The sequence below is a fragment of the Paraburkholderia sp. J12 genome (assembly GCF_905220215.1).
In the GTDB taxonomy this organism is placed as follows: Bacteria; Pseudomonadota; Gammaproteobacteria; order Burkholderiales; family Burkholderiaceae; genus Paraburkholderia.
On sequence record NZ_CAJMZC010000017.1, the window covers coordinates 48,540 to 71,981 of the forward strand.

The 23,442-nt window shown below is 66.3% G+C and carries 22 protein-coding genes; 12 read left to right on the forward strand and 10 right to left on the reverse strand.

The window, feature by feature from the left end; all coding sequences use genetic code 11:
• Nucleotides 1–50: 50 nt before the first annotated feature.
• Nucleotides 51–1,367: an MFS transporter gene (locus U5760_RS27250; RefSeq protein ID WP_322015411.1), complete on the reverse strand. Its 1,317-nt coding sequence runs from the start codon at nucleotides 1,365–1,367 to the stop codon at nucleotides 51–53.
• Between the two features lie 260 nt (nucleotides 1,368–1,627).
• Here U5760_RS27250 and U5760_RS27255 point away from each other — a divergent pair, with 260 nt between their 5' ends.
• From U5760_RS27255 to U5760_RS27275, 5 genes are all read left to right on the forward strand, one after another.
• The gene (locus tag U5760_RS27255) at nucleotides 1,628–2,545 is read left to right on the forward strand and encodes a LysR family transcriptional regulator (RefSeq protein ID WP_322015412.1); all 918 of its coding nucleotides are present in this window, start codon (nucleotides 1,628–1,630) and stop codon (nucleotides 2,543–2,545) included.
• Between the two features lie 108 nt (nucleotides 2,546–2,653).
• Entirely contained in the window at nucleotides 2,654–3,385 is a 732-nt protein-coding gene (locus U5760_RS27260; protein ID WP_322015413.1) for a TetR/AcrR family transcriptional regulator, read from the forward strand.
• Nucleotides 3,386–3,502: 117 nt separating this feature from the next.
• Nucleotides 3,503–5,119, forward strand: a complete 1,617-nt coding sequence (locus tag U5760_RS27265) for a GMC family oxidoreductase (RefSeq protein WP_322015414.1) — start codon at nucleotides 3,503–3,505, stop codon at nucleotides 5,117–5,119.
• Nucleotides 5,116–6,936, forward strand: a complete 1,821-nt coding sequence (locus tag U5760_RS27270) for an alkyl sulfatase dimerization domain-containing protein (protein ID WP_322015415.1) — start codon at nucleotides 5,116–5,118, stop codon at nucleotides 6,934–6,936. Before U5760_RS27265 ends, U5760_RS27270 begins: the two co-directional genes overlap by 4 nt.
• 17 nt (nucleotides 6,937–6,953) lie before the next feature.
• A complete protein-coding gene (locus tag U5760_RS27275) occupies nucleotides 6,954–8,624 on the forward strand; it encodes an AMP-binding protein (RefSeq protein ID WP_322015416.1) in 1,671 nt (556 codons plus the stop codon).
• A gap of 55 nt (nucleotides 8,625–8,679) precedes the next feature.
• On the opposite strand, the gene U5760_RS27280 is transcribed toward U5760_RS27275, so the two are convergent.
• On the reverse strand, nucleotides 8,680–10,131 hold the full coding sequence (locus tag U5760_RS27280) for a coniferyl aldehyde dehydrogenase (RefSeq protein WP_322015417.1): 1,452 nt from the start codon (nucleotides 10,129–10,131) through the stop codon (nucleotides 8,680–8,682).
• Between the two features lie 204 nt (nucleotides 10,132–10,335).
• Between U5760_RS27280 and U5760_RS27285 the strand changes: the two genes are divergently transcribed.
• On the forward strand, nucleotides 10,336–11,004 hold the full coding sequence (locus U5760_RS27285) for a TetR/AcrR family transcriptional regulator (RefSeq protein ID WP_322015418.1): 669 nt from the start codon (nucleotides 10,336–10,338) through the stop codon (nucleotides 11,002–11,004).
• Nucleotides 11,005–11,115: 111 nt separating this feature from the next.
• On the forward strand, nucleotides 11,116–12,618 hold the full coding sequence (locus U5760_RS27290; RefSeq protein ID WP_322015419.1) for a PLP-dependent aminotransferase family protein: 1,503 nt from the start codon (nucleotides 11,116–11,118) through the stop codon (nucleotides 12,616–12,618).
• 33 nt (nucleotides 12,619–12,651) lie between these two features.
• On the opposite strand, the gene U5760_RS27295 is transcribed toward U5760_RS27290, so the two are convergent.
• Nucleotides 12,652–13,059: a PaaI family thioesterase gene (locus U5760_RS27295; RefSeq protein ID WP_322015420.1), complete on the reverse strand. Its 408-nt coding sequence runs from the start codon at nucleotides 13,057–13,059 to the stop codon at nucleotides 12,652–12,654.
• Between the two features lie 217 nt (nucleotides 13,060–13,276).
• On the opposite strand from U5760_RS27295, the gene U5760_RS27300 reads away from it, so the two are divergent.
• Together U5760_RS27300 and U5760_RS27305 are read left to right on the forward strand one after the other, a co-directional pair.
• Entirely contained in the window at nucleotides 13,277–14,020 is a 744-nt protein-coding gene (locus tag U5760_RS27300) for an NAD(P)-dependent oxidoreductase (protein ID WP_322015421.1), read from the forward strand.
• The gene (locus U5760_RS27305; RefSeq protein ID WP_322015422.1) at nucleotides 14,017–14,541 is read left to right on the forward strand and encodes a cupin domain-containing protein; all 525 of its coding nucleotides are present in this window, start codon (nucleotides 14,017–14,019) and stop codon (nucleotides 14,539–14,541) included. The genes U5760_RS27300 and U5760_RS27305 overlap by 4 nt, the downstream gene beginning before the upstream one ends.
• A 23-nt stretch (nucleotides 14,542–14,564) precedes the next feature.
• Here the strand turns inward: U5760_RS27305 and U5760_RS27310 are convergent, their stop codons facing one another.
• Entirely contained in the window at nucleotides 14,565–15,416 is an 852-nt protein-coding gene (locus U5760_RS27310) for a class I SAM-dependent methyltransferase (RefSeq protein ID WP_322015423.1), read from the reverse strand.
• A gap of 71 nt (nucleotides 15,417–15,487) precedes the next feature.
• On the opposite strand from U5760_RS27310, the gene U5760_RS27315 reads away from it, so the two are divergent.
• Nucleotides 15,488–15,952, forward strand: a complete 465-nt coding sequence (locus U5760_RS27315; protein WP_322015424.1) for a helix-turn-helix domain-containing protein — start codon at nucleotides 15,488–15,490, stop codon at nucleotides 15,950–15,952.
• A 39-nt stretch (nucleotides 15,953–15,991) separates the two neighbouring features.
• Nucleotides 15,992–16,714: a sulfite exporter TauE/SafE family protein gene (locus U5760_RS27320; protein WP_322015425.1), complete on the forward strand. Its 723-nt coding sequence runs from the start codon at nucleotides 15,992–15,994 to the stop codon at nucleotides 16,712–16,714.
• Between the two features lie 14 nt (nucleotides 16,715–16,728).
• Here the strand turns inward: U5760_RS27320 and U5760_RS27325 are convergent, their stop codons facing one another.
• From U5760_RS27325 to U5760_RS27335, 3 genes are all read right to left on the reverse strand, one after another.
• Nucleotides 16,729–16,854, reverse strand: coding sequence for a hypothetical protein (locus tag U5760_RS27325; RefSeq protein ID WP_322015426.1), 126 nt, complete (start codon nucleotides 16,852–16,854; stop codon nucleotides 16,729–16,731).
• Between the two features lie 118 nt (nucleotides 16,855–16,972).
• On the reverse strand, nucleotides 16,973–18,190 hold the full coding sequence (locus tag U5760_RS27330; RefSeq protein WP_322015427.1) for an acyl-CoA dehydrogenase family protein: 1,218 nt from the start codon (nucleotides 18,188–18,190) through the stop codon (nucleotides 16,973–16,975).
• 40 nt (nucleotides 18,191–18,230) lie between these two features.
• Nucleotides 18,231–19,160, reverse strand: coding sequence for an ABC transporter substrate-binding protein (locus U5760_RS27335; protein ID WP_322015428.1), 930 nt, complete (start codon nucleotides 19,158–19,160; stop codon nucleotides 18,231–18,233).
• A gap of 267 nt (nucleotides 19,161–19,427) precedes the next feature.
• On the opposite strand from U5760_RS27335, the gene U5760_RS27340 reads away from it, so the two are divergent.
• Complete coding sequence (locus U5760_RS27340; RefSeq protein WP_322015429.1) at nucleotides 19,428–20,339, forward strand: LysR family transcriptional regulator; 912 nt, start codon at nucleotides 19,428–19,430, stop codon at nucleotides 20,337–20,339.
• Nucleotides 20,340–20,399: 60 nt separating this feature from the next.
• On the opposite strand, the gene U5760_RS27345 is transcribed toward U5760_RS27340, so the two are convergent.
• The 3 genes from U5760_RS27345 to U5760_RS27355 are packed head-to-tail and all read right to left on the reverse strand — an operon-like array spanning nucleotide 20,400 to nucleotide 23,415.
• Nucleotides 20,400–22,007, reverse strand: a complete 1,608-nt coding sequence (locus U5760_RS27345; protein ID WP_322015430.1) for a rhodanese homology domain-containing protein — start codon at nucleotides 22,005–22,007, stop codon at nucleotides 20,400–20,402.
• On the reverse strand, nucleotides 22,004–22,600 hold the full coding sequence (locus tag U5760_RS27350; protein ID WP_322015431.1) for a cysteine dioxygenase: 597 nt from the start codon (nucleotides 22,598–22,600) through the stop codon (nucleotides 22,004–22,006). Before U5760_RS27350 ends, U5760_RS27345 begins: the two co-directional genes overlap by 4 nt.
• Entirely contained in the window at nucleotides 22,600–23,415 is an 816-nt protein-coding gene (locus U5760_RS27355; protein ID WP_322015432.1) for a class II aldolase/adducin family protein, read from the reverse strand. Before U5760_RS27355 ends, U5760_RS27350 begins: the two co-directional genes overlap by 1 nt.
• Nucleotides 23,416–23,442: the final 27 nt, after the last annotated feature.

Genomic DNA, 23,442 nt, shown 5'->3' on the forward strand with positions numbered 1-23,442 from the left:
CGGGGGGGATCGCGAGAGCGGCCCCGCCGTTGGCTTTGGATCGCCGGTTTTTAGCCGGCCGGCTGGCCGATGCGCCGTGCCGGGCGTTGCGGATTGAGGAGAAAGAAACCGGCGCAGCCGGTCGCGAAAAGCAGGGTGCCCACAAAGGCAAAACCGAGTTCATAGCCCTGTGCGCCGTGGCCGGAGCCAATCACCCGGCCCATGGCGAACGGTCCGAGCAGACCTGCGAGCGTGACGATCGAGTTGGTGATCGCGAGCATTGCGCCGCGTCGCTCCGCGGGCACCACTTCCGCAACGAGCAGGGGGCCGAACGAGAACGTCTGGATGGCGAGCGAGCCGGCGAGCGCGAGCAACGAGACCTTCACGAGCGGAGAGACGCCGAGATACAGCAGGCTATACGCCAGCCCGCTTACCACGCACGCGCTGCTGACCATGGCGCCGCGCGCGAAGCGGGACGGCAGGCCGCGGGCCAGCAGCCGGTGCGAGAACACGGCGAGGGCGATGCCCACGGGAATCTGGGCGCCCACCAGAAACGCGAAGATCCAGCCTACCTGGAGGGCTGGAAAGCCAAGCGCGAGCCGCAGATAGGCGGGGGACCAGGTGAAGCCGATGGAAATGATGGCGTAGCCCACGAACGACTGCAGCATCACGCCGATCACGGTACGGTCGGCGAGCAGGCGGCCGAAGTCGCGCCAACGCGCGCGCGTGCGCAGTGCCGGCGCGGTGGCCTTGCTGGTCGGCCGCCGGTGCTGTCCACTGCCGCCCACGCAGAGCCAGAGCGCCATCCAGACGAGGCTGGCGAACCCCAGCGCCACGAACGGCGCATGCCAGTTCCAGCGCTGGGCGAGGAACGTGAGCAGCGGCCCCGAGACGATCACGCCCACGGTGGCGCCCTGCTGCACGATGGTCGTGGGCAGGTTGCGCTCGCGGTCGTCGAACCAGGTATAGACCACGTGCAGCGCGAGCGGCGAAGCCGGACCTTCGCCTGCGCCCAGCAGGATACGGCAGACGAGCAATACCGCAAACGTGGTCTGCCAGCCGAGCGGCAACTGGGCGGCGGCCCAGACGAGCGCGAGCACCGCCATGAGCCACTTGAGGTTGCAGCGGTCGGCCACGAGACCCGTGACGACGCCGGAAAGGGAGAACAGGAGAAAGAACGCGCTGCCCACGAGGCCGAACTGGGCGGGCGTGAGCTGCATGTCGTGCATCACGGGCACCGCCACGAGACCGAGCACGGCCTTGTCGGCAAAGTTGATCGCCATGAACAGAAAGAGCGTGGCGACCACGCCCCAGCGGCGGCCGACCGCGCCGGTTCTCGGGGTAGCCGGCGATGCCGCGGCGAGCGCGGAGCCTTCGGTTTCGACCATTGGACACTCCTAAGCGAATCTGTAACGAAACGGCAAGTCAGTCACGATCTGGGTACGATTGCGATTGAGCGTGCCGGATCGTGGCGCCGCACACCGGTTGTGCCAGGCTGGCGGTCCGAAGCGCGTGCCCAGTATGCCCACTGCGGGCCCGCTGTGTGCCCACTGCGTGCAAATTGCGTACGAACTGAAAAGCACGGGGTATTTGACGCGTGACCTCGCGCACATTCAAGTGCAAACGATGCAAAGGAAGCTTGCAAAACATGCATGACATCAATTCTCGCCGGCTGATGCACCTCGTGGCGCTGGCCGAAGAGGGCAGCTTCGCGCGCGCTGCCGCGCGTGCGCATCTCTCCCAGTCGGCGTTCAGCCGCAGCATCCAGGCGCTCGAAGACGACCTGGGCATCAAGCTCTTCGACAGGGCGGCGCGCGGCGTGGCCATGACTGCGGCCGGCAACCTCATGGTCGGCCGCGCGCGCCGCGTGCTGTTCGAAACGCGCTGCCTCTTTCGCGACCTGGAGCTGCTCAAGGCGCACGAGTTCGGAGAGGTGCGCATTGGCGTGGGGCCTTACGTGGCGGCGATTTTGCTGCCGAAGCTGATCGTCGGGTTCTCACGGCGTTTTCCCAAGGTGAAGATCTCGGTGGAGGTGGGCGAGGCCGATGCGATGCTCGGCAAGCTGCGCGCCGAACAGGTGGACCTGCTGGTGGCGGACCGCCGCCTGCAGGCCGTGGCCCCGGATGTGACGCTGCATCGGCTGGCGCGCCACGCCGGAGCGTGGTTCGCGCGGCCAGGCCACCCCCTCGTTGCGCGCGGCGAGGTTCCCCTTTCCGCGCTGCGCGAATTTCCCCTCGTTTCCGTGCCGCTGCCCGCGTTCATGAAGGATGCGCTGCACCGGCTGCTGAAGATTCGCGCACACGAGCAGATTCCGCTGCAGGCCGTGTGCAACGACGTTGGCGTGCTGAAGGCCGTCGTGGCCGAAAGCGATGCGGTTTTCTTTGCCACAGCCTCCTCGGTGCAGAGCGATCTCGACGAGCGGCGGCTCGCAACGATTCCGCTTGCGAGCCCACCGCGCCTCACTCTCGACTTCGTACTCGTGCATCTGACCGAGCGCACGCCATCTCCTGCCGCGGCTGTGGCCATGGAGCTTGCCGGCACACTGATGGATGCAGCGGCGGGGTGACGGAGGTAGACAAGCGAGACTTGACAAGCGCGAGCCAGTCGCTCAGGATACCGGAATCGAAATTCCGTTTCCACGGAAATCTGCTTCAAGGTACGCCCTTCAAGACCGATGACGACCAGCGAAACACGCGGCAGCCAACCCGGTAACAAGTCCGCCAGCAAGGCCGCCAACAAGCCGGGCCGCAAACGCAGCCGCGGGACCGTGACGGCGCCGCGCCAGCTCCGCAGCCAGGAGGGCCTGACCCGCATGCTCGAAGCGGGCCGGGATCTCATCGAAGCCGGCGGCAATCTCGACGACCTGTCGATCAGCGACATCGTGGAGCGTGCGGACACGTCCATCGGCGCGTTCTACCGCCGTTTCGAGAACAAGGACGTATTCTTTCAGGTCGTGCAGGACCGGGTCATGACGGAGAGCCTCGAGTACGTTCATGACGAAGTGGCCAATCGCGCGGTCTGGCAATCGAAGGATGCCTGCGCGCTGGCCGACGCCATGGTCGATCTCTATGTGCAGGCATTCCGCCGCAACCGCGGTCTCTATCATGCCTCGCTGCTGCGCTCTTCGCAGCACAAGGACAGCTGGGACGCCGTCAAGGAAACGAGCAACGAGGTGCTGGGGCTGGTCGTGCCGCGTCTTGTTGCGGCGATGTTCGAGGCGCAGCGCGGCAAGGCCCGCGAAACCGCGATCGAGTTCGAGGTGCGCGCAGCCATGCAACTGATCATCGGGTTGCTCGTTAACTGCGTGCTGCACGATCCGGGGCCGCTGTCGCTTTCGAGCCGCCGGCTGAGGCCGCATCTGCGGACACAGTTGCGTCGCTGCCTGCGGTTGCCCGAGACCACCTGAAGCCCAAAAATTTTTTTCCCATAAATCGGAATAGAAATTCCTGTTTCGATATTGGGAGCGCTGGCCGTAGACACATAGGCAGTGAACATGAACAAAAACAGGAGCGAAAGAGGAGCGATGGATACGATCGGCAACGCAATCCAGTTCGACTATGTGATCGTCGGCGCCGGCTCGGCCGGCAGCGTGCTCGCTGCGCGGCTCGCCGAGCGCGGCGACGTGCAGGTGTGCCTGATCGAGAGCGGGCCGCCCGGCGAGAGCGCCCTGGTGAACTGCCCGGCGGGGATGGCCGCCGTGGTGCCGCGGCGCGGCAAGTACAACTGGGCGTTCGAGACGGTGCCCCAGCCCGGTCTGCTCGGGCGCCGCGGATATCAGCCGCGCGGGCGGGGGCTCGGCGGGTCGAGCCTGATCAACGGCATGATCTACGCCCGCGGACACCGCACTGACTACGACGACTGGGCCGCGCTCGGCAATCGAGGCTGGGGTTACGACGACGTGCTGCCGTACTTCCGCCGCGCCGAGCACTTCGAGGGCGGCGCCGATGCATGGCACGGCACGGACGGCCCGCTGAACGTCGCAGCGCTGCGCGATCCGAATCCGGCTGCGCTGGCTTTTGCCGCAGCGGCACAGGAGGCGGGTTATGCCCGCAACGACGATTTCAACGGCGAGCATCAGGAAGGCTTCGGCCTCTATCACGTCACGCAGCGCAACGGCGTGCGGCACAGCACAGGGCGCGCGTATCTGCGCCCGGCCATGTCGCGCCGCAACCTCACGGTGTGGGCCAATACGCAGGTGCTGAATCTCGTGCTGGAGGGCCGGCGTGCATGCGGCGTGCGGTGCCGCGGCGAATCGGGGGAGTTCACGATCGGCGCGCGCCGTGAAGTGATTCTTTGCGCAGGCGCTTTCCAGACTCCTCAGTTGCTGATGCTTTCGGGTATCGGCCCCGCGGACGAACTGCAGCGCCACGGCATCGAAATGCGCGTGGCGCTGGAGGGCGTAGGGCGCAATCTGCAGGACCACGTCGATTACATCTCGCTCTACCAGACGCACGACGACTCGGTGTTCGGTCTCACGCTGAAGCAGGCGCTGCGCGCGCCTCGCATGGTGCGCACGTGGCGGCGCGAAGGGCGCGGCCCGTTGACCACCAACTTCGCCGAAGCGGGCGGCTTTGCGCGCACGCGCGCCGACCTCGATCGGCCGGATATCCAGTTCCATTTTCTCGTGGGCTTCTCCGACGACCATGGGCGGCACCGCTACCTGGGCCGCTATGGCGTGAGCTGCCACGTGTGCGTGCTGCGCCCGAAATCGGCAGGGCGCCTGACGCTTGCGGGCTCCGACCCGCTGTTGGCACCCATCATCGATCCCAACTTCCTCGCCGCGCAGGCAGACGTGGAAACGCTCATGGACGGCTACCGGATCACGCAACGCATCATGCGGCAGCCCGCGTTCGCGCGTTACCGGCTGCGCGACATGCACCCCGCGCCGCAGGGCGAGGCCGAACTTGAACGGCTCGTCAGGAGCCGCGCGGATTCGATCTATCACCCCGTCGGCACGTGCCGCATGGGCCACGATCCGCTTGCCGTCGTGGACGACGAACTGCGCGTGCATGGCGTAGCCGCCCTGCGCGTGGTGGATGCTTCGATCATGCCCACGCTGATCGGCGGCAACACCAACGCCCCCACCATCATGATTGCCGAAAAGGTAGCCGATCTGATTCGCCAAGGAGACACTGCATGAACTGCTGTTGCCCGGACTTTTCCCGCCAACCCGCTTTCGACGCACCGCATGTGGGGGACCCGCTCGACGTCGCGTTCGACGCGGGCGTGAATCTGGCATTCGCCGTCGCTGCGCCAACGGTGGCGCCGAAGCTGACCGAACACTCGCGCCGCATGGCGCAGCGCATCTATCGCGTGGCGGAGCGCGTGTACTGTGCCGTGGGTTACGCGCTCGCGAACATCATCTTCGTGGTGGGTGACGACGGCATCGTGGTGATCGACGTGACCGAGGCCGTGTCCCCGGCGCAGAAGATTTATGAGGACTTCTGCGAAATCGATCCGCGTCATCGCGAGCTGCCCATCAAGGCCATCGTCTATACGCACAATCATACGGACCATACGGGCGGCGTGCGGGCATTCGCCGACGAAGCCGCGCTGGCCGAAGGCCGCATCGAGATCATCGCGCACCGTTCGCTGATGGACGTGGTAGTGAACAACGCAAACCTCGTCGCGCCGATTCTCGGCACGCGCTCCGCGTACAGCTTCGGCGCGCTGCTGCCGCCCGGTGCGACGGGCAAGGTCAATGCCGGCATCGGGCCCGTGCTGGTGTCGGAGCCGGCAACGTTTCTTGCGCCCACTCGCGTGTTCGACGATCGCCTCGATATCGTGCTGGCCGGCGTGCGCTTCGAATTTCGCCACGCACCCTCCGAAGCCGACGACGAGATCGTGATGTGGCTGCCCGATCTGGGTGTGCTGCTTTCCGCGGAGGTAATCCAGGGCGAATGCCTCGCGAACGTTCACACCTTGCGCGGCACGCGCTATCGCGATCCGGTGCGCTGGTATCAGACCATCGACATGATGCGCGAGTTCGGCGCGGCGCACATGGTGCCGGCGCATGGACGGCCGGTGTCGGGCGCGGCCGCGGTGGAGGAGGTGCTGCAGGTCTATCGCGACGCGATCCAGTTCATCCACGACCAGAGCATCCGGCACATGAACCACGGGCTCACCCCCGACGAACTCGCGGATGCGATTCCGGCGCTGCCGCCGCATCTGGCGGCGCATCCGTGGCTCGGCGAATACTACGGCACGGTCAAGCACTCGGTGCGCCAGGTTTATGCCGGGCAACTGGGCTGGTTCGACGGCGATCCGACCACGCTCGATCCGCTGCCGCGCCTCGAGCGCGCGCGCCGCACGTTAGCGCTGATGGGCGGTGCAGCGGCAGTGTGCCGGGCGGCGCAGGCCGCGCTCGAAGCGGGCGACTGGCGCTGGGCTGCCGAGCTGGCGGCGCTGCTCGTGCGCATCGACCCGGCGGACGAGTCCGCGCGCGGCATCAAGGCCACGGCCTTGCGCGAACTCGGTTATCGCACGGAAAACACCAACTGGCGCAACTGGTATTTGAGCGCGGCGAACGAACTCGAACACGCTTATGAGGAACTGCCCTTTCGGGGCGCGGCCTCGTTCGCCTCGATGGACATCTTGCGTGCGCAACCATTGCGCAACCTCTTTCAGGGATTCAGCGTGCGTATCGACCCGTCACGCTGTGCCGACGTGACGATGACGCTGCTGTTCAGAATCGTGGACAAAAGCGAGCGTTATGCGCTCGAGGTGCGGCGTGGCGTGCTGCAAATCCACGAGGGCGCGCCGGCGACCGTCGACCTGCAACTCGCTCTTGACACCGAAACCCTCTATGCGCTGCTGGGCGACGTGGCAGCGCGGCTGACGATTGCGCTGGCCGACGGCCGGATCGCACTCGAATGCGGCACGCCGGCCCAGTTGCGCACCTTCTTCGACTGTTTCGAGCGTCCGACCGGACGCATGCCGGCTCTCGCGGCGCGCTGAGGCGCCAGGGGAGAAAAATGGAAAAAGTCTGGCTGAGATCGTACCCGCCCGGTATGCCGGCGGAAATCGATACCACGTACTACGAATCGATAGCTCAGCTGCTGGAGCAAAGCTTTCGCGCGCACGCGGATGCCTGCGCATTCGTTTGCATGGGCCGCGAACTGTCGTATGCCGAACTCGATGCACGCTCGCGGCATCTCGCGGGCTGGTTTCAGGCACAAGGACTCGAACGGGGCGCGCGCATTGCGGTGATGCTGCCCAATGTTTTGCAGTACCCCGTGGCGGTTGCTGCGATCCTGCGGGCGGGTTACGTCGTGGTCAACGTCAATCCGCTGTACACGGCGCACGAACTCCAGCATCAGCTGGCAGATAGCGGGGCGGAGGCGATCGTCGTGCTCGACGCGCACCTGTCCACCTTGCGCGCTGCACGTGCGGGCACCGGGCTCCGTCATGCTGTGGTGACGTCGATCGGCGAAATGCTCGGCGCGCGGGGGCCTGCCATGGGCGGCGAGAATGCGGGTTTGACCTGCGTGAGTTTCGTCGCGGCAACGGCGCTGGGCGCCGCTGCGGGATTTACGCCGGTCAGGCTCGCACCCGGCGATATCGCTGCACTGCAATACACGGGCGGCACCACGGGTGTTTCGAAGGGCGCGGTGCTCCTGCACCGCAACCTCATCGCGAACGTGCTGCAGTCGCAGGCATGGAGCGAACCCGTCTATCGCGCGAGGTCCGATATCGAGCAGCCCGTCACGGTCATCGCGTTGCCGCTTCATCACATCTTCGGCTTGACGGTGTGCGGCCTGCTGACGATGCGCTGCGGCGGTCTCGGGATCCTGATCCCGGACCCGCGCGACGTGCCCGGCATGGTCCGGGCACTGCGCGGCTACCGCATCCATTCGTTTGCGGGTGTCAATACGGTGTACAAGGCCTTGCTTGCCGAACCGGATTTCGAGGAACTCGACTTCTCGCAACTCGTGCACGCGAGCGGAGGCGGGGCCGTGGTCCAGCGCACGGTGGCCGAACGCTGGCGCGCGGTGACCGGCGTGCCCATTGCCGAGGGCTACGGCCTCCCGGAGGCGGCGCCGTGCGTGGCGGCCAACCTGCCCGATGCGGCGGATTTCACCGGCACAGTGGGGTTGCCGTTGCCTTCCACGGAAGTCTCCATCCGCGACGAAGCGGGCCGCGCCTTGCCGCCGGGGCATGTTGGAGAGGTGTGCGTGCGCGGCCCGCAGGTCATGGCCGGCTACTGGAAGCGGCCTGGCGAAACGGCGCAGGTGCTGATGCGCGACGGATTCCTGAGAACCGGCGACATCGGCGTGATGGACGAAGACGGCTTTCTCTCCATTATGGACCGCAAGAAGGACGTGATTTTCGTATCGGGTTTCAACGTGTATCCGAACGAGATCGAGGCGGTGGTGACGCGTCATCCCGGCGTGTACGAGGCGGCAGCCGTGGGCGTGCCGGATGCGCTTTCGGGCGAGACCGTGAAGCTCTTTGTCGTGAAGAAGGATCCCGCACTGACCGATACGGATCTCTACGCATACTGCAGGACGCAGCTGATGGGTTACAAGCGTCCCGGGGTCATCGAATTCCGCGCAGAATTGCGCAAGACGACGGCAGGCGAGATTTTGCGGCGCGCTTTGCGCGACGAGGAGATCGCGCGCATGGTGGAGAGCGGGGAGGTATAGGCGGCCTCTGCGAGCCGCGGCAAGGGCGGCCTGCCAGACGGGCCGCCGTTGCCCATTACGACGTCCTGCTTGCGCGCACCGGCTCCGGGACCGCTTCGCGCGGCTTGCCGATAAAGAGCCGCTGGCTCAGGCGTTGCACGAAGCCGCCATAAGGTGGGTGGAACAGCTTGATCGGGAACCAGCTTCGCTCCGCGAACACGGCCTTGCCGTGTGACAGTTCGCGAAAGCCCTCTTCGCCGTGATAGTTGCCCATGCCCGAGGTCCCGATGCCGCCGAACGGCAGATCGTGATTCACGACATGCCAGCCCCAGTCGTTGAGCGTGACGCCGCCCGCGTGGGTGCGCTGAAGCAGACTGTCCGACTCGGGTTTCTCGTGGCCGAAGTAGTACAGCGCGAGCGGCCGCGTGCCCGCGTTCACGTGGTCGATGGCGGCGTCGAAGGACGCATAGGTCCACACGGGAAGAATTGGCCCGAAGATTTCCTCGTTCGCGAGGCGCATTGCGTTCGTCATGCCCAGCACGATATGCACCGGCAGGTGCCGTCCGTCCTTGGGCATCGCGCAGGTAATCACGCGCGCACCGTGGGCGCGGGCGTCTGCGATCAGCGCATTGAGACGCTGCCACGCACGATCGTTGATGATTGCCGTGTAGTCCTCACTAGTGGCGGGGAAGAACCGCTCGCAGGCTGCGGCCACCGCCTGGGCGAAGGCTTCGGCCTGCTCTTCGGGCACCAGCGCGTAATCGGGCGCGACGCAGATCTGGCCTGCATTGACCGTCTTGCCGTGCGCGATGCGCATGGCCGCTTCTTCGAGATTCGCGCTGCGCGATACGATGGCGGGCGACTTGCCGCCCAGTTCCAGCGTCACCGGCGTCAGGTTAGCGGCCGCGGCGCGCATGACGTGGCGGCCCACTTCGGGAGATCCTGTGAATACGAGGTGATCGAAGGGCAATGCCGTGAACCGTTGTGCGACCTCGGCGTCGCCTTCCACGATGGCGACCTCGCTTTCGTCGAAGCATTGCGCGAGCATCGCGCGCAATGCCGCCGAGGTGTGGGGTGCATACTCGGAGGTCTTGATGAGGCAGCGGTTGCCGGCCGCAAGCGCCGTGGCAAGCGGCCCGAGTGCGAGATAGACGGGGAAGTTCCAGGGCACCACGATGCCGACCACCCCCTTGGGCTGGTACATCACGTATGCGCGGTTGCCGATGAACACGCGCTCGGTGTGCCGTCTGGAGGGCTTCATCCAGCGTTTGAGCCCGCCCAGCAGATGATTGATATGGAGTACGGAGGGCAGGATATCGACCGTCATGGTCTCCGCCGTTGCGCGGGCGCTGAAATCGCGGCAGACAGCCTGCGCGATGTCCTGCGCGTGGCCGCGCAGCGCCGCGCGCAGGCGCTTGAGCGCCGCCCGCCGATGCTCGATCGGCGCATAGGGCTGGGACGTATACGCGCTGCGCTGCCGGGCGAACAGCACGGCGAGATCGCCACTGATGGGGGCTTGCGCGGACATGGTGGGCTCCTGTTCGGCACGAATTCGGCGCGAAGATTGTTTATGTACTGAACGGTCAGTACAATTATATTCAGGCGCAGTTTGCTACCCTCTTGCCTGTGCTGTCAAGTACGATCTCGCTGGCGGCGTTTGCTGCTTGTGTCCGCTTGTGCCTGGTTATGCCATGGCCGCCCGAATGACCGCTTACCCGATGCCCGACGATTCATGAAGTCAGCCCGATCCGCCAAACCCACACGCTCCACCACCGCTGCCGGCGCGCGCGCCGAATCCACAGGCGGCAACCGCCGCGGGGCACAAACGCGCCAGCGCGTGATCGACGTCACCAAAGGCCTGATCGGCGAGGTGGGCTACACGGGCGTGACGCTCGACCGCATCTCGGCGGACGCGGGCGTCGCGAAGAGCAGCCTGCTCTGGCATTTCGACAGCAAGGAGATGTTGCTGGCCGAGGCCGCGATCAGCTTGTTCCAGGAGATCGAGCAGGACCTGCATCCCGGCAGCCTCGGGGGTCTTCCGCCCGTCGAACGTCTGGACCGGCTGTTCGACAAGGTGGCCGAGTACTTCACGCGCAATCCCGAATCGAAAGGCGTGGTGCTGGCGTTGCTGTTTTCGGATGGCTTGCCGCCGGAAGTGCGCGAACACATTCGCGCCGGGTGGGACGCGCATGTGCGTGCCGTCGTGGCGGGCATGGAGGGGTCGGGCGTGAGCGTTTCGCCCGAGATGGCGCGTGTGTTGCTCGCCGTCATGCATGGCTGCTATTGCCACTGGTATGCGAACGGGCGGAGCGAGCCGTTCGCACGTTATCTTGCGCCCGCGCGCGAGCTGTTCGTGGCGTGGCTCGAACGGAGCAAGACTCGACCTTCGCGCAAAGCGTAACGGATGCCGTCTGGCAGTCGCCGTGCATAATGCCGGATTGGACAGAAGATTGCCTCGAAAGCCCTGCAATCGCTGAACCAATTTCATCCGGATACGAAAAAAGGCACTCCCATGCGCCGCGCACCAGAAGTCGAAGTCGCGTTGAACCCGAAACCGGATGGCGTGCCTCTGCATCGCTGGCTTTATGGGGAACTGCGCGCGGCGATTCTCGAAGGCCGTCTCTCTCCGGGTGCGCGCCTGCCGGCGACGCGCGATCTCGCAGCACGCTATGCGATTTCGCGCGGTACCGTGGTCGGCGTATTTGCCCAGCTTGCGGCAGAGGGCTATCTCTGCGGTACGGTGGGCCGGGGGAGTTTCGTTGCCGCGGACCTGCCGGACCGGCATTTCGAGCCCGTGCGGATATCGAGGCGCGGCGCCGCAGCGCATACGGTGCTGGCCACGGCGCGCAACATCGGCCTCTCCACGCGCGGCAAGCTGCTTGCCCGCAGCGCGTTTGCAGTCGAAGGGCGCTCGGTGCCGGCCCGCGCGTTCCGCCCGGCGCAGCCTGATCTGCAGGCCTTTCCGTATGCGCTCTGGGCGCGGATCGCGGCACGCCGCGTCAAACTCCAGAACCGTGGGCTGCTCGCAGACGGCGAGGCACAAGGCTACCGGCCATTGCGAGAAGCGATTGCGGAACACGTGCGCGTGGCGCGCGGGATTGCGTGCTCGGCGGAACACGTGGTCATACTCGGCAGCGTGCAGCAGGTGCTGGACGTATGCGCGCGGCTGCTGCTCGATCCGGGCGACGAAGCGTGGATCGAAGATCCCGGTTACCAGGGCGCACGGCTCGTTTTCGAAGCGGCCGGTGCGAAGCTCGTCTGCGTACCTGTGGATCGCGACGGTATCGACGTGGCCGCGGGGGTGTCGCTGGGGCCGCACGCACGACTCGCGTATGTGACGGCGGGCAGGCAGGCCCCGCTCGGGCCACCGCTTGCGCTCGAACGCCGTCTCGCGCTGCTCGAATGGGCGCGTTCGCAGGGCGCCCTCATCGTCGAGGACGACTACGACAGCGAATACCGCTTCAACGGCCGGCCGCTCGCGGCGCTCAAGAGTCTCGACGATACGGGCCATGTGGTGTATTGCGGAACATTCAGCAAGCTGCTTTTCCCCGGCCTGCGCATTGCGTATGCGGTGTTGCCGGAACACCTGGTGGAGCCGTTCGTTGCCGCGTTTTCGCTCACGAGTCGCCATGTACCGCTCGATACCCAGGCGACGCTGCACGCTTTCATCGCGGAAGGACATGCCGGTCGGCACGTGCGGCATATGCGGGAGCTGTACGGCGAGCGCGCGCAGGCGCTTCAGGCCGCGGCGCGCCGTTACTGGACGGGTCTGCTGGCGTTGCCCGAAATTGCCGCGGGCATCGATGTGCCGGCTTTCCTGCCGCTCGGGACCGACGATGCGCGTGTGGCTGCGCTGGCCGGCGAGGCGGGCATCGAAACGCGTGCGCTCTCGTCGTACGCGGTGCGGCAGGCTGCGCCGTCCGGGCTGGTGCTCGGATTCGCGAGCGTGGGAGCCGACGAGATCCACGCCGCGGCGCGCAAGCTTGCGCGCGTGCTGGAGCGGGCGTTGGGCTGAGTGGAATGCCTTATCGATGCATCGTAATGCAAATTAATTGGATGGCACGACCATGCCCTGCGCCAAGGCACAGAGTTTCTCCTCACTGCCGTCCACGGCATAAATCTCGCACTGGCAGACGGCCTGACGCTTGCTCGCGCTTCGAGCTTTGGCTCGCGCGACCAGGTGCGTGCCGACGGCGGGGCGCAGATAGTTGATCTTGAACTCGGCAGTGAGGGCGTCGCCGTTGAGCGCCAGACCGCCGGCGAAGGTCATGGCATTGTCGGCCAGATAGCTGATGGCGCCGCCGTGCACGAAGCCGTGCTGCTGCTTCACGTGATCGGCAATCGGAAGCGTGATTTCCGCATGATCGCTTCCCATTGCCGTGAGTTGCGCACCCATGTGGCGCGTGAACGGCTGATTACTGAAGATCTGGCGCGCCAGCGCCTGGATGTCTTGCATTGAAGTCTCCTCTATTGTTTGAAATCGCGCGTGGCCGCCTCGCACGAGCATACCTGCACCGTCTACCCCGAACGCCCCGGTTCAAATTGGATCAATGAAAAGCTCTATATTGGATCTTCTGTAAGTCCAATACGCCTTTTATTCTTCTGCCTGATGTATCGCTGAGGCTGCACGCCCAGGTGCCGCTTTCACCCACTCGACGACTGAGGGCTATTAGATGAATCGAAAAGTGTTTCTGGCCGGCGCAACCGGTGCAATCGGTCGCGCGCTCGCGCCGCTGCTGGTCGAAGGGGGCTATACCGTCTTCGGGACAACACGCCGTGCCGAACGTGCCGCAGAACTGGAAAAACTCGGCGTCGTGCCGGTTCTCGTTGACGTGTTCGACGCACCCGCGCTGCACCATGCGGTAGAGCGGATCGGGCCGGCGAGCGTGATCCACCAGTTGACCGATCTGCCCGCGGGGCTGCCGCCCGAGAAAATGGCACAGGCCGTGGCGCCGAACGCGAGAATACGCGACGAAGGCACCCGCAATCTGATCGCGGCTGCTGTCGCGGCTGGGGCGACGAAGTTGGTCGCGCAAAGCATTGCGTGGGCCTGGCGTGAGGGGGCCATGCCTTATCGCGAGACGCAACCGCTCGACACCGAAGCCACAGGTGCGCGGCGCGTGACGGTCGACGGTGTCGTTTCGCTCGAGCGCCAGGTGCTCGAAGCGCCGCTGACCGGCACGGTGCTGCGCTACGGGCAGTTGTATGGCCCCGGCACGGGCACCGACGAGCCGCGCGGCGCCAGCCCCGTGCACGTGGAGGCAGCAGCCTGGGCCGCGCGGCTCGCTCTTGAACGCTCGCCTGGCGGCATCTTCAATATCACCGAGGAGACGGGCGTGGTGAGCGCGCAAAAGGCCGCCCGCGAACTGGGCTGGTCGCCGGCAATGCGCGGGTCGCTGCCGGACGCCGCGCGATGAAAGCGCTCACGGTAACGCGTGGCGCTTACGAGTGGCCGTTTCGTGAGGCGCGTGCCGTCATGGCGGTTTCGGCGCTCGCGCTGGCAACGCTGGCCGGCGTTCCTTCGGACTCCATGCCGTCGTGGCTGGCGGCGATCTGTGCGACATCACCGGGCGCCACACCGGAGCAAGCCGCCCTGAGCGCCGGCCGTCCCGCCACCACGGTTCGTCCGCTTTCGTGCGAGCCGCTTCCGAACGCGCCGGGCAAGTCGGTGACGACGGCTATTGTCGATTTTCCGCCGCGGGCATTCACGGGGGCGCACCGGCATCCCGGGTCGGTGACGGCCTATGTGCTCGAAGGCGTGGTGCGCTCGCAGATGGCGGGCTCGCCGGCGGCCGACTATCATCGCGGCCAGACCTGGTTCGAGGCGCCTTACGCGCTGCATGCTTTCGCGGAGAATCCCGACCCGGTACGGCCGGCGAAACTGCTTGCCGTGTTCGTCACCGACACGGGTTGCGGCTCGCTGGTGCTGCCGCCCTGAAAGCGGCCGCGCGGGACTTTCACTCAGTCCGGCGAGGCCTTGGCCTCCACGAACCAGCAGGCGGCAGTGAAACTCACCGTGTCGCCGTGCACGTACGGCTCGCAGGCCACGCGGACGGCATCGACCACACGCCCGCGCGTGGCTTCGTCGGCGGTTTCGAGTGCGCGGCCTACCGGACCGAGCTTCGTCAGATAGTCGACGAGTCCCGTCTTGGGCATGCTGCATGGAACGTCGATCGGCCTGATTTCGATGCGATTCCACCCGCTCGCCTCCAGAATGGCCGCGATGCGATGAGGATCTTCGAACGCGAACTGCCCCGGGGCACCGGGGCGGCGCGGGGGCAATGCGGGCAGCAGCGGTGCTGCCGCGCGCTCGGGCGTCGTCATGAACGGATTTTCCGCCGCGCTGCGCCAGGCGATGAAATGCAGGCCGGCTTGCTCGCTCGCGGCATGCCGCAGATTGGCGAACGCCTCGACGGCGTCGGCGAAGAACATCACGCCGAAGCGCGAGACGATCGTATCGAAGCTCGCGCGCTCGAACGAATGACGCTGCACGTCGTCACAGATGAAGCGCGCAGTCGAGCCTTCCCGTTCGGCGAGCAGACGAGCCACTTCGATCATGGGACCGGAGATATCGATGCCGATGCAACGGCCTCGCACGCTGCCTTGCTTCGCAAGCGCGCGCGTCGTGCTGCCCGTGCCGCAGCCCACGTCGAGCACGCGGCTTTCGGGGCGTTTCGCAAGCGCTTCGACGAGCAGATCCTGAAACGGAGTGAACAGCGTATCCAGCAGCCTTTGCGTGTCGATCCACGCGCGGCCGGACGGACCGTTCCACAGCTTCGACTGCTCATCGTTGGGCGACGACGTGCCATGCATGGCGTTCTCCTTGATAATCTTCGCAACAGCGTCATTGGACTATACGAATTCAAGTCGACTTGAGGTCAAGCGTGGAGCATCTCGACATCTCGGAAGTGGCGCGGCGCACGGGCGTCCCGGCTTCGACATTGCGGTTTTACGAGGAGAAGGGCCTGATCGTTTCGACGGGCAGGCGCGGCTTGCGTCGCGTGTTCGATGCTGCCGTGCTGGAACGTCTCGCGCTCGTGGCGCTCGGCAGGGCCGCGGGTTTCTCGCTCGACGAGATCGTGCGGATGCTCTCCGGCACGAAGCGCACGGAGATCGACCGTGGCATGCTGACGGCCAAAGCGGAAGAGCTGGACAAGACCATTCGCCGCCTGAGCGCCATGCGCGATGGTCTGCGGCATGCCGCGGCCTGCCCCGAGCGCAGCCACATGGAGTGTTCGACTTTTCGCCGCTATCTGAGGGCCGCTGCATCGGGTAGTCTGGCTGCGCCGGAGCGAAGCGCGCCGAAGTCGCATGCAAGCCGGATGAAAAGCCGCAAGGCTCCCGCATAAAAGCCGCCGGTTAAAATGCGTTGAAACGAAGGGGGAGCAATGGGGTATCTGGTCGTTCTTGCGGTAGGGCTGATGGCCGGCGTGCTGAGCGGCGTGATCGGGACTGGTTCGTCGATGATGCTCATGCCTGTGCTGGTGATCTTGCACGGACCGCAGGAAGCCGTGCCGATCATGGCCATCGCCGCCATCATGGGAAATCTCGGCAAGGTGCTGTCGTGGTGGCGCGAGATCGACTGGCGTGCCTGCTCGGCCTATTGCGTGACGGCTGTGCCTGGCGCGATGCTGGGCGTGCGCACGCTGCTCGCGTTGCCGCCGCGCGCCGTCGAGCTGGCGCTTGGTTTGTTCTTTCTCGCCATGGTGCCGACGCGCCGCTGGTTCGCGCGGCGCGCGATCCGTTTCTCGCTGCTGCACCTTTCGCTCATTGGCGCCGTGGTGGGCTTTTTAACGGGCATCGTCGTTTCTACCGGGCCCATCACCGTGCCGGTTTTCATGGGCTACGGGCTGGTGAAGGGCGCATTTCTTGCGACCGAAGCAGCGGGGTCGCTCGCCGTGTATGGCGCCAAGGTCTCGGTGTTCGAGCACTTCGGCGCGTTGCCCATGCACTTGATCGTGGACGGCCTGATTACGGGAACGTCGCTCATGCTCGGCACGTTCGGCGCGCGCCGCATCGTTGCGCGGATGTCGCCGCATGCGTTCCGGCTCGTGGTGGACGGGCTGATGCTTTCTTCGGGGCTCTCGCTGCTGTTCGCCGCGGGGCGATGAAGGCGGGGCGGCGTTCAGTACGGACGGCCGTCTTTGTGCGCGAAGCCCCATGAACGGTCTGCTTGCCGGGCGGCAACGAGGTCATCGGCAGGGTAGGCGACGGCATCGCCGGCAACGAGACCTGCCGCTTTCGGTTCCATTCGGGAACTCCTCGATATCGTCGGAACCGACTTTAAGAATACCCCGACGCCCCTGTCCATCTTGATTCCGATCGTCAACTATCGGTATCGGCTACGCCAAAGCGTTTTACATCAATCGTCATGACGCGGCCGCTCCATGGCCCGCGAACGCCGCACGACCCAGCGCGCCCAGCACGCTATCGTTCTGCGGCGTGTGGATGCGCGCGCACAGCACGTCGCGATAGTGCCGCTCCAGTGGATTGTCGCGGCTCAGGCCCGGATTGCTGCTGGCTTCCAGCGCGTGCTGCACCGCGTCGATCGCGTTGCGGCTCACGAGGTACTTGATCGCCTGGGCTTCGGATACCGGCATGGCACCGCTTGCACCCGCATCGAGCAGAACGCGATTGGCGATCAGCAGCGCATCGATGCGGCCCACGGTCTGCTGGAAGCTGTCGAGGCTGGAAAGCGGTGCGTCAAGCCCCGACGGCACGCGTGTCGCCGCCCACTGCACGAACCAGTCGCGTGCCGCGCGTGCTACCCCGTCGTAGATCGCGGGCAGCAGCACGTTCATCCATACCGCCGTCACCGGGTCCATGCCGTTGGCCGGTCCGGGCACCTGCAGATCGACCGCGTATTCGAGGGGCACTTCGACGTTTTCGAAGATCACCTCGTGGCTGCCCGTTGCACGCATGCCCAGATGATTCCACGGCGCGCCGAAGCGCATACCCGGGGAGTCGCGGTGCACGAGCCAGGTGCCCACGCGCGGCGTCGCCTCGTCCGTGCGCCCCCACACCGCGAGCCAGGTGAGACCGGGGCTGCCGGTCGAGTAGAGCTTGCGGCCGTTGAGGATCCACCGTTGGCCGTCGCGCCGCCCAACGGTGGCCGGCAGGCCGCCACGCGAGGGCGACCCGAGCTCCGGCTCCACGCGCAGCGAATTGATGAGCGCGCCGCGTTCGACGGCGTCGCGCGCCACGCGCTCCTTGAGCGCGGCCGGCCAGTTTTGATTGGCCTGGAGGCGTACGTGGTAGAGGCATTGCATCACGAAGATCAGCGCCGTCGAAGGCTCGCCGCGCGCGATGGCGCGCACCACGCGCAGGGTTTGCGCAAGCGTGGCCTCATGGCCGCCCAGCACGCGCGGCACCGTGAGCGAGAGCAGGCCCGCGCGGCGCAGATGCGCCAGGTTCTCGTGCGGAAAGTGCGGGCCCGCGTCGAGTTCGGCGGCGCCTGCGGCGAATTGCGCGCTGAGAGCGTCGAGCCAGGTCTGGGCGGCATCGGCATCGAGGTCGGCGAGTGCGGCCAGCGCGGCGGGATCGCGTTCGACTTCGGCGAGGGCGGTGTCGGGAGGTCGGCGGGTCATCGGGAGTCCAACTAATATGTGCGTTGGCGCTTGCGCGGCATCAGGGGGCGCTCGACGAAAACTGCTTGTCGAAACTCGGCGTGACGTCGAGGTGCGTCTTGATCACGTCGGCGCGCAAGTAAAGGTCGGCGGTGTGTTGCTGCTCGGCGATCAACGCGTTGTCGATCGGCACGGGATGCAGCTGGGCGCGCTGATAGACCGTTTTCAGCACGTCGGCGGGCAGGCCCGTCACGCGCGACTGGATTGCGGCCACTTCGTCGGGGTGATCGAGCGCCCAGCGCTGGCCGGCGGCCACGCGGCGCAGGAAATCGGCGAGCTCTGCGCGCTTGTCGCGAATGGCCTCGTCGGTAGCGGCTTCGAAGCTCAGGCCCGAGGAAAGGCCGATGCCGTTCGCCACGCTGCGCGAGTGGTCGCGTGCTTCGGAAAGCGCCACGTACGGGTCCCATGTGGACCACGCATCGACGCTGCCGGAGGCAAGCGCAGCCCGCGCGTCGGCAGGCTGCATGAACGCCCAGGTGACGTCGGTCTGCTTGAGGTTGGCGCGTTCGAGCGTGGCAATGGCGAGGTAGTGGCCGATCGAGCCGCGCGTGGTGGCAATGCGTTTGCCCTTGAGGTCCGCGGCGTTTCCGATCGGAGAATGGTCGGGCACGACGACTGCAAGGTCGAGCGGTATCGAACGCGTGGCCGACACGGCACGGATCTTCGCGCCCGCGGCGTAGGCGAAGATGAGAGGCGCGTCGCCCAGCCCGCCTACGTCGATGGCCCCTGCATTGAGCGCTTCGCCCAGTGGCTGCGCGGCCGGGAAGTTGAACCATTCGATGGTGTACGGCACGTCCTTCAACTGACCGGAGGCTTCCAGGATGCCGCGCGTCTGGAGTTGCTGGTCGCCGACCTTGAGCGTGGCCGCAGAGACCGCGAACGGCAGGGCAGCGGCGAGCGCGAGCAGCAGGCGGACGGATGGACGGCGCATGAACGGTTCCTCGGTAGCGATGGTCAAATGGGAAATTCGGCAAACAGGCAGTCTTAAGAGGACACGATACGGAGCGGTTCTCCATAAGGCAAACGCATTGTTCTTCTATACAAATATGCGTAGCGCAAATGCACGGGGACTTGAGTCCTGGGCCGCTCAGGCGCTAATCTAGGGAGAATTCGCGCCGCCGCCCTGTGCTGCGGCATTAATGCAAACCGAAATCAGGCTGCCGTTGCGGGCAGTTTGCAAGCCCGAACCCATTCCCTTATGAAACTCGACGAGATCGAAGCCTTTGTCGCCGTCGTGCGCAGCGAGTCGCTCAGCCAGGCGGCGGACCGGCTCGACCTGACCCAGCCGGCCGTGACGCGCCGTATCCAGAACTTCGAAGAGGCGCTGGGCGTGGAGCTGCTCGACCGCAATACCAAGCCGCTGCGCACGACGCCGATGGGCCGCGTGGTGTACGACCAGTGCCGTGCGATCGTGCGAGAGATCGAGGTGCTGCGGCAACTGGTGAACGACGGCGCGCCGCTGGCGGGTGTCTTGCGCCTCGGCGTAGCGCAAACCGTGGCGGACATCGCCATGCTCGATGCCCTGCAGGCGCTGCGTCATGCGCATCCCGAACTGCAGGCGCGCGTTTCGACAGGTTGGGGGGCGCCGCTTCTGCAGAGGGTGGAGGACGGTGAGCTCGATGCCGCCATGGTGATGCTGCCGGCCAACCGCGCGTTGCCCGAAACGCTCGCGGGCGAGTTGCTCGGCTCGCTGAGGCTGGCCGTGGTGGCGCAGAAAGGCTTGCTCAAGCGGCGCGCGCATACGCTCGCCGAATGCCAGTCGCACGGCTGGGTGCTCAATCCGGACGGTTGCGGTTTTCGTGCGGGCTTGCAGCACGCGCTCGCGGCCCAAGGGCACGTGCTCAAGCTGAACCTCGAAACGCTCGGCACCGAATTGCAGCTGGGTCTCGTGGCCGATGGCGTGGGCCTCGGTCTCGTGCCGTTGCCGCTCGTAGTGGCGAGCGCGTATGCAGACTCGCTCGATATCGTGCAGGTGAGCGACTTCAAGCCGGAGATTGCCGTGTGGATCGTGCGCTCCCGCGCGATCGGCAAGATGGAGTCGGCGCTGGCGGTGCTGGCGCAAAGCATTGCGCGCAGCTTCAAGGCGGCAAGGATCGCGCGGGCCGCCTGACCCGGCATGGAGCGGGGCGCTCGCGAGCGCCCCGTGCCTGACTCAACGCCCATCTCGCGTTCAGATCACGAAGAAGCCGTGTGTGCCGTCGCGCCCCAACTGCTCGACGAGCCCATATTCCCATTCCAGGTACGCGTTCATGGCTTCGCGCGCGTTGTCGGTGCCTTCGTAGGGGCGCCGGTAGCGGTCGATGCGCGGCGAGGCGAGTCGGGCGTCGCCGCTTTCGACGGGCAGTCCGGCGCGGATCCATGCCGCCGTGCCGCCTTCCAGGACTTCGACCGGCTTGCCGGTGAGTGCGGCAATCTCGGGTGCGGCAAACGGCGCGAGCGCGTTGGTCATGCAGACGGCCACGTAGCGTTTCGCGTCGGGCAAGGCGCGCAGGTCGTTAAAGCCGGACGCGAGATGCGAGCGCAGGGTCCACCACGCGCCCGGGATGTGCGCTTTCACGTGATTGGCGCTCGACGTGAAGTCGAGGATTACGGTGCCGTGGTCCGTTTGCCCGAGACGTGCAGCGAGCGCTTCGGGTGTGATTGAAGCGACGGATGGAGCGGGCGGTTTCGGCGCCTGCCACGGACCGTGTTCGCTCAGGTCTTCGGCGCGTGCCTCGTCCACCACATACACGTCCACGTTCATTTGCGCGAGCCATGACGCGGTCATGTTCGCGCGCACGCCGTCGTCGTCGAAGAGCACCACGCGCGCACCGCGCACCGGTGCTAACATTTCGGTTTCCTGAACAAGTTGGCCGCCGGGCGCACCCTGAAAACCCGGTGCATGAGCCTCTTCGTATTCGGCCGGCGTGCGCACATCGAAGCGATAAGTGGTGCGCGTCGAATCGCTGGCCCAGCGTGCGGCCTCGTGCAGCGTAGTGCGGCCCACGCCCGCCCGGTCGGCAAGCGTGCGGGCTGCCTCGCGCGATGGCGCGAGCGTGGTGGCGTCTCGGCCCGCCTGCGGGTCGAACTGGCGCGCGCTGCCGTGCTCGAGCGTCTGGCCCGCGAGCGTCCACCCTATCGTGCCGTTGCGCAGCGCAGCCACGGGATTCGGCAGGCCGGCGTTGACGAGCGACTGCGTGCCGATGATGCTGCGCGTGCGGCCCGCGCAGTTCACGATCACGCGTGTCGCGGGATCGGGCGCCAACGTACGCGCGCGCAGCACGAGCTCCGCGCCCGGCACGCTGATGCTGCCCGGAATGTTCATGGTCTGGTATTCGTCGAAGCGGCGCGCATCGAGCACGACTACCGGCTCGCCGCTCGCGAGCAAGGCGTTCACGGCCTCGGCGGAAAGCGAAGGCGTGTGACGCTGCGATTCCACCAACTCGCCGAAGGCCTTGCTCGGCACGTTCACATCGCGAAAGATTTCGCCGCCCGCGCGGATCCAGCCCGCGAGACCGTCTTCGAGCAACGCGACGTGGGTATAGCCGAGCGCGTCGAGCTTTTCCGCGGCGCGCAGCGCGAAGCCTTCGCCGTTGTCGAGCAGCACGATCGGCACGCTGCGTCGCGGCAGCCTGGTCCCGGCTTCGAGTTCGAGTTTCGCGAGCGGCAGATTCGCGGCGAAGAGCGGATGGCTCTGTGCGTGCGGATCTTCTTCGCGCACGTCGAGCAGCGCGATTTCGCGGCCGGCGAGCAGGGCCTCGCGGACTTCCGCAACCGTGCGCGTGGGAAATGACTTCATGAGACGGCGGATTCCTTGCTGAGATCCCAGAGGTTGGGGAGGACTTCGTTCGAGTAGCCGGAGATGAACGGCTTCGTACGCCCGTCGGCCTGCCAGGTCGAGCGGCGCACCGCTCCGATGTTGGCGCCATACACGTGGATGCTGATCGAAGCGCGGTCGTCGTATGCATTGCGTACGCGATGGATGTCGCCGATGCTGGGCGAGACAGCCTCCACCGCGCCGCGCTCCAGCAGGAGCTCGGGGCCGTGCGCCTGGAGCGCGCCGCTTGCGTCGCGGGCATAGGGTTGTGCGTATTCGGCGCCGCGCAGCACGCCGATGAGGCCCCAGACGGTATGGTCGTGAACCGGCGTTTGCTGCCCCGGCCCCCACACGAAGCTCACCACCGAGAAGCGCTGGCGCGCATCCGCGTGCAGCAGGTATTGCTGATAGCGCTCGGAGGAAGGCGCGGCGAACGCGTCGGGCAGCCAGTCGTCTTCGCGCACCAGTTCGCGCAGGGCGGCGAGGCCGTGTTCGATCAGCTCGCCTTCGGGCGATGCCTCATCCACGAGTTCCGCAATCGTGCCGACGAAGCGGCGGAGTTTGTGCAGGCCCATCAGTCGAGCAACTCCGGTTCGCGCGCGACGAGGCCTGCATAGAGGCTTTCGAACGCGTGGCGTGCGCCGGCAGGGCGCCCGACCTGCTGGTGCGTGAGTGCGGCGATGTCGTGAGGAATGCGCTGCGGCTCGCCCGCCGCTTCGGCCAGCAGTTGGGCATGGCAGGCATTGTCGAGCGCGATGTACCACCACGCCGCGGCCTCCACGGTCGGGCCCGCCGTGAGTATGCCGTGGTTCTTCAGGATCACGGCACGGCGCGTGCCGAGCGCGCCGGCAATGCGTGCCCCCTCGTCGGTATCGAGCACCACGCCGCGAAAGTCGTCGAAGAGCGCGTGATCCTCGTAGAACGCACAGGAATCCTGTGTAAGCGGATCGAGCGTGCGGCCCAGCGTGGACCAGGCCTTGCCGTAGAGCGAATGCGTGTGGGCAGCGGCCACGACGTCGGGCCGCGCTTCGTGGATCGCGGCGTGGATCGCAAAGGCCGCCTGGTTGACGGGGCCTTCGCCCACGACAATTTCACCGTGGCGGTTCACGAGCAGCAGGTCCGACACGCGGATCTGGCCGAAGTGCAGGCCGAGCGGGTTGACCCAGAAGTGGTCGTGCCATTCGGGGTCGCGCGCGGTGATGTGACCGGCCAGGCCCTGGTCGAAGCCGTAGCGCGCAAATAGCCGGAACGCGCCGGCGAGGCGCGCCTGGCGGTGCAGGCGTTCTTCGGCAACGGTGCGTGCGGGCGCTGCTTCGTCGTCGAACCAGAACTTGCGGATGGGCGCGTGCCTGAAGTCGGCAGGCGCGCTGGAGAGGAGGGCGGAACTCATGCTGTGGGTAGCCGTGGCGTAGGAGAA

Bases quoted from the DNA above. Each gene is read 5' to 3' on its own strand.
- U5760_RS27345 (WP_322015430.1), bottom strand. From the start codon at position 22,007: ATGAAGTCATTTCCCACGCGCACGGTTGCGGAAGTCCGCGAGGCCCTG.
- U5760_RS27275 (WP_322015416.1), top strand. From the start codon at position 6,954: ATGGAAAAAGTCTGGCTGAGATCGTACCCGCCCGGTATGCCGGCGGAA.
- U5760_RS27330 (WP_322015427.1), bottom strand. From the start codon at position 18,190: ATGACCCGCCGACCTCCCGACACCGCCCTCGCCGAAGTCGAACGCGAT.
- U5760_RS27290 (WP_322015419.1), top strand. From the start codon at position 11,116: ATGCGCCGCGCACCAGAAGTCGAAGTCGCGTTGAACCCGAAACCGGAT.
- U5760_RS27250 (WP_322015411.1), bottom strand. From the start codon at position 1,367: ATGGTCGAAACCGAAGGCTCCGCGCTCGCCGCGGCATCGCCGGCTACC.
- U5760_RS27310 (WP_322015423.1), bottom strand. From the start codon at position 15,416: ATGCATGGCACGTCGTCGCCCAACGATGAGCAGTCGAAGCTGTGGAAC.
- U5760_RS27340 (WP_322015429.1), top strand. From the start codon at position 19,428: ATGAAACTCGACGAGATCGAAGCCTTTGTCGCCGTCGTGCGCAGCGAG.
- U5760_RS27295 (WP_322015420.1), bottom strand. From the start codon at position 13,059: ATGCAAGACATCCAGGCGCTGGCGCGCCAGATCTTCAGTAATCAGCCG.
- U5760_RS27280 (WP_322015417.1), bottom strand. From the start codon at position 10,131: ATGTCCGCGCAAGCCCCCATCAGTGGCGATCTCGCCGTGCTGTTCGCC.
- U5760_RS27300 (WP_322015421.1), top strand. From the start codon at position 13,277: ATGAATCGAAAAGTGTTTCTGGCCGGCGCAACCGGTGCAATCGGTCGC.
- U5760_RS27260 (WP_322015413.1), top strand. From the start codon at position 2,654: ATGACGACCAGCGAAACACGCGGCAGCCAACCCGGTAACAAGTCCGCC.
- U5760_RS27285 (WP_322015418.1), top strand. From the start codon at position 10,336: ATGAAGTCAGCCCGATCCGCCAAACCCACACGCTCCACCACCGCTGCC.
- U5760_RS27270 (WP_322015415.1), top strand. From the start codon at position 5,116: ATGAACTGCTGTTGCCCGGACTTTTCCCGCCAACCCGCTTTCGACGCA.
- U5760_RS27320 (WP_322015425.1), top strand. From the start codon at position 15,992: ATGGGGTATCTGGTCGTTCTTGCGGTAGGGCTGATGGCCGGCGTGCTG.
- U5760_RS27305 (WP_322015422.1), top strand. From the start codon at position 14,017: ATGAAAGCGCTCACGGTAACGCGTGGCGCTTACGAGTGGCCGTTTCGT.
- U5760_RS27325 (WP_322015426.1), bottom strand. From the start codon at position 16,854: ATGGAACCGAAAGCGGCAGGTCTCGTTGCCGGCGATGCCGTCGCCTAC.
- U5760_RS27255 (WP_322015412.1), top strand. From the start codon at position 1,628: ATGCATGACATCAATTCTCGCCGGCTGATGCACCTCGTGGCGCTGGCC.
- U5760_RS27350 (WP_322015431.1), bottom strand. From the start codon at position 22,600: ATGGGCCTGCACAAACTCCGCCGCTTCGTCGGCACGATTGCGGAACTC.
- U5760_RS27265 (WP_322015414.1), top strand. From the start codon at position 3,503: ATGGATACGATCGGCAACGCAATCCAGTTCGACTATGTGATCGTCGGC.
- U5760_RS27335 (WP_322015428.1), bottom strand. From the start codon at position 19,160: ATGCGCCGTCCATCCGTCCGCCTGCTGCTCGCGCTCGCCGCTGCCCTG.
- U5760_RS27355 (WP_322015432.1), bottom strand. From the start codon at position 23,415: ATGAGTTCCGCCCTCCTCTCCAGCGCGCCTGCCGACTTCAGGCACGCG.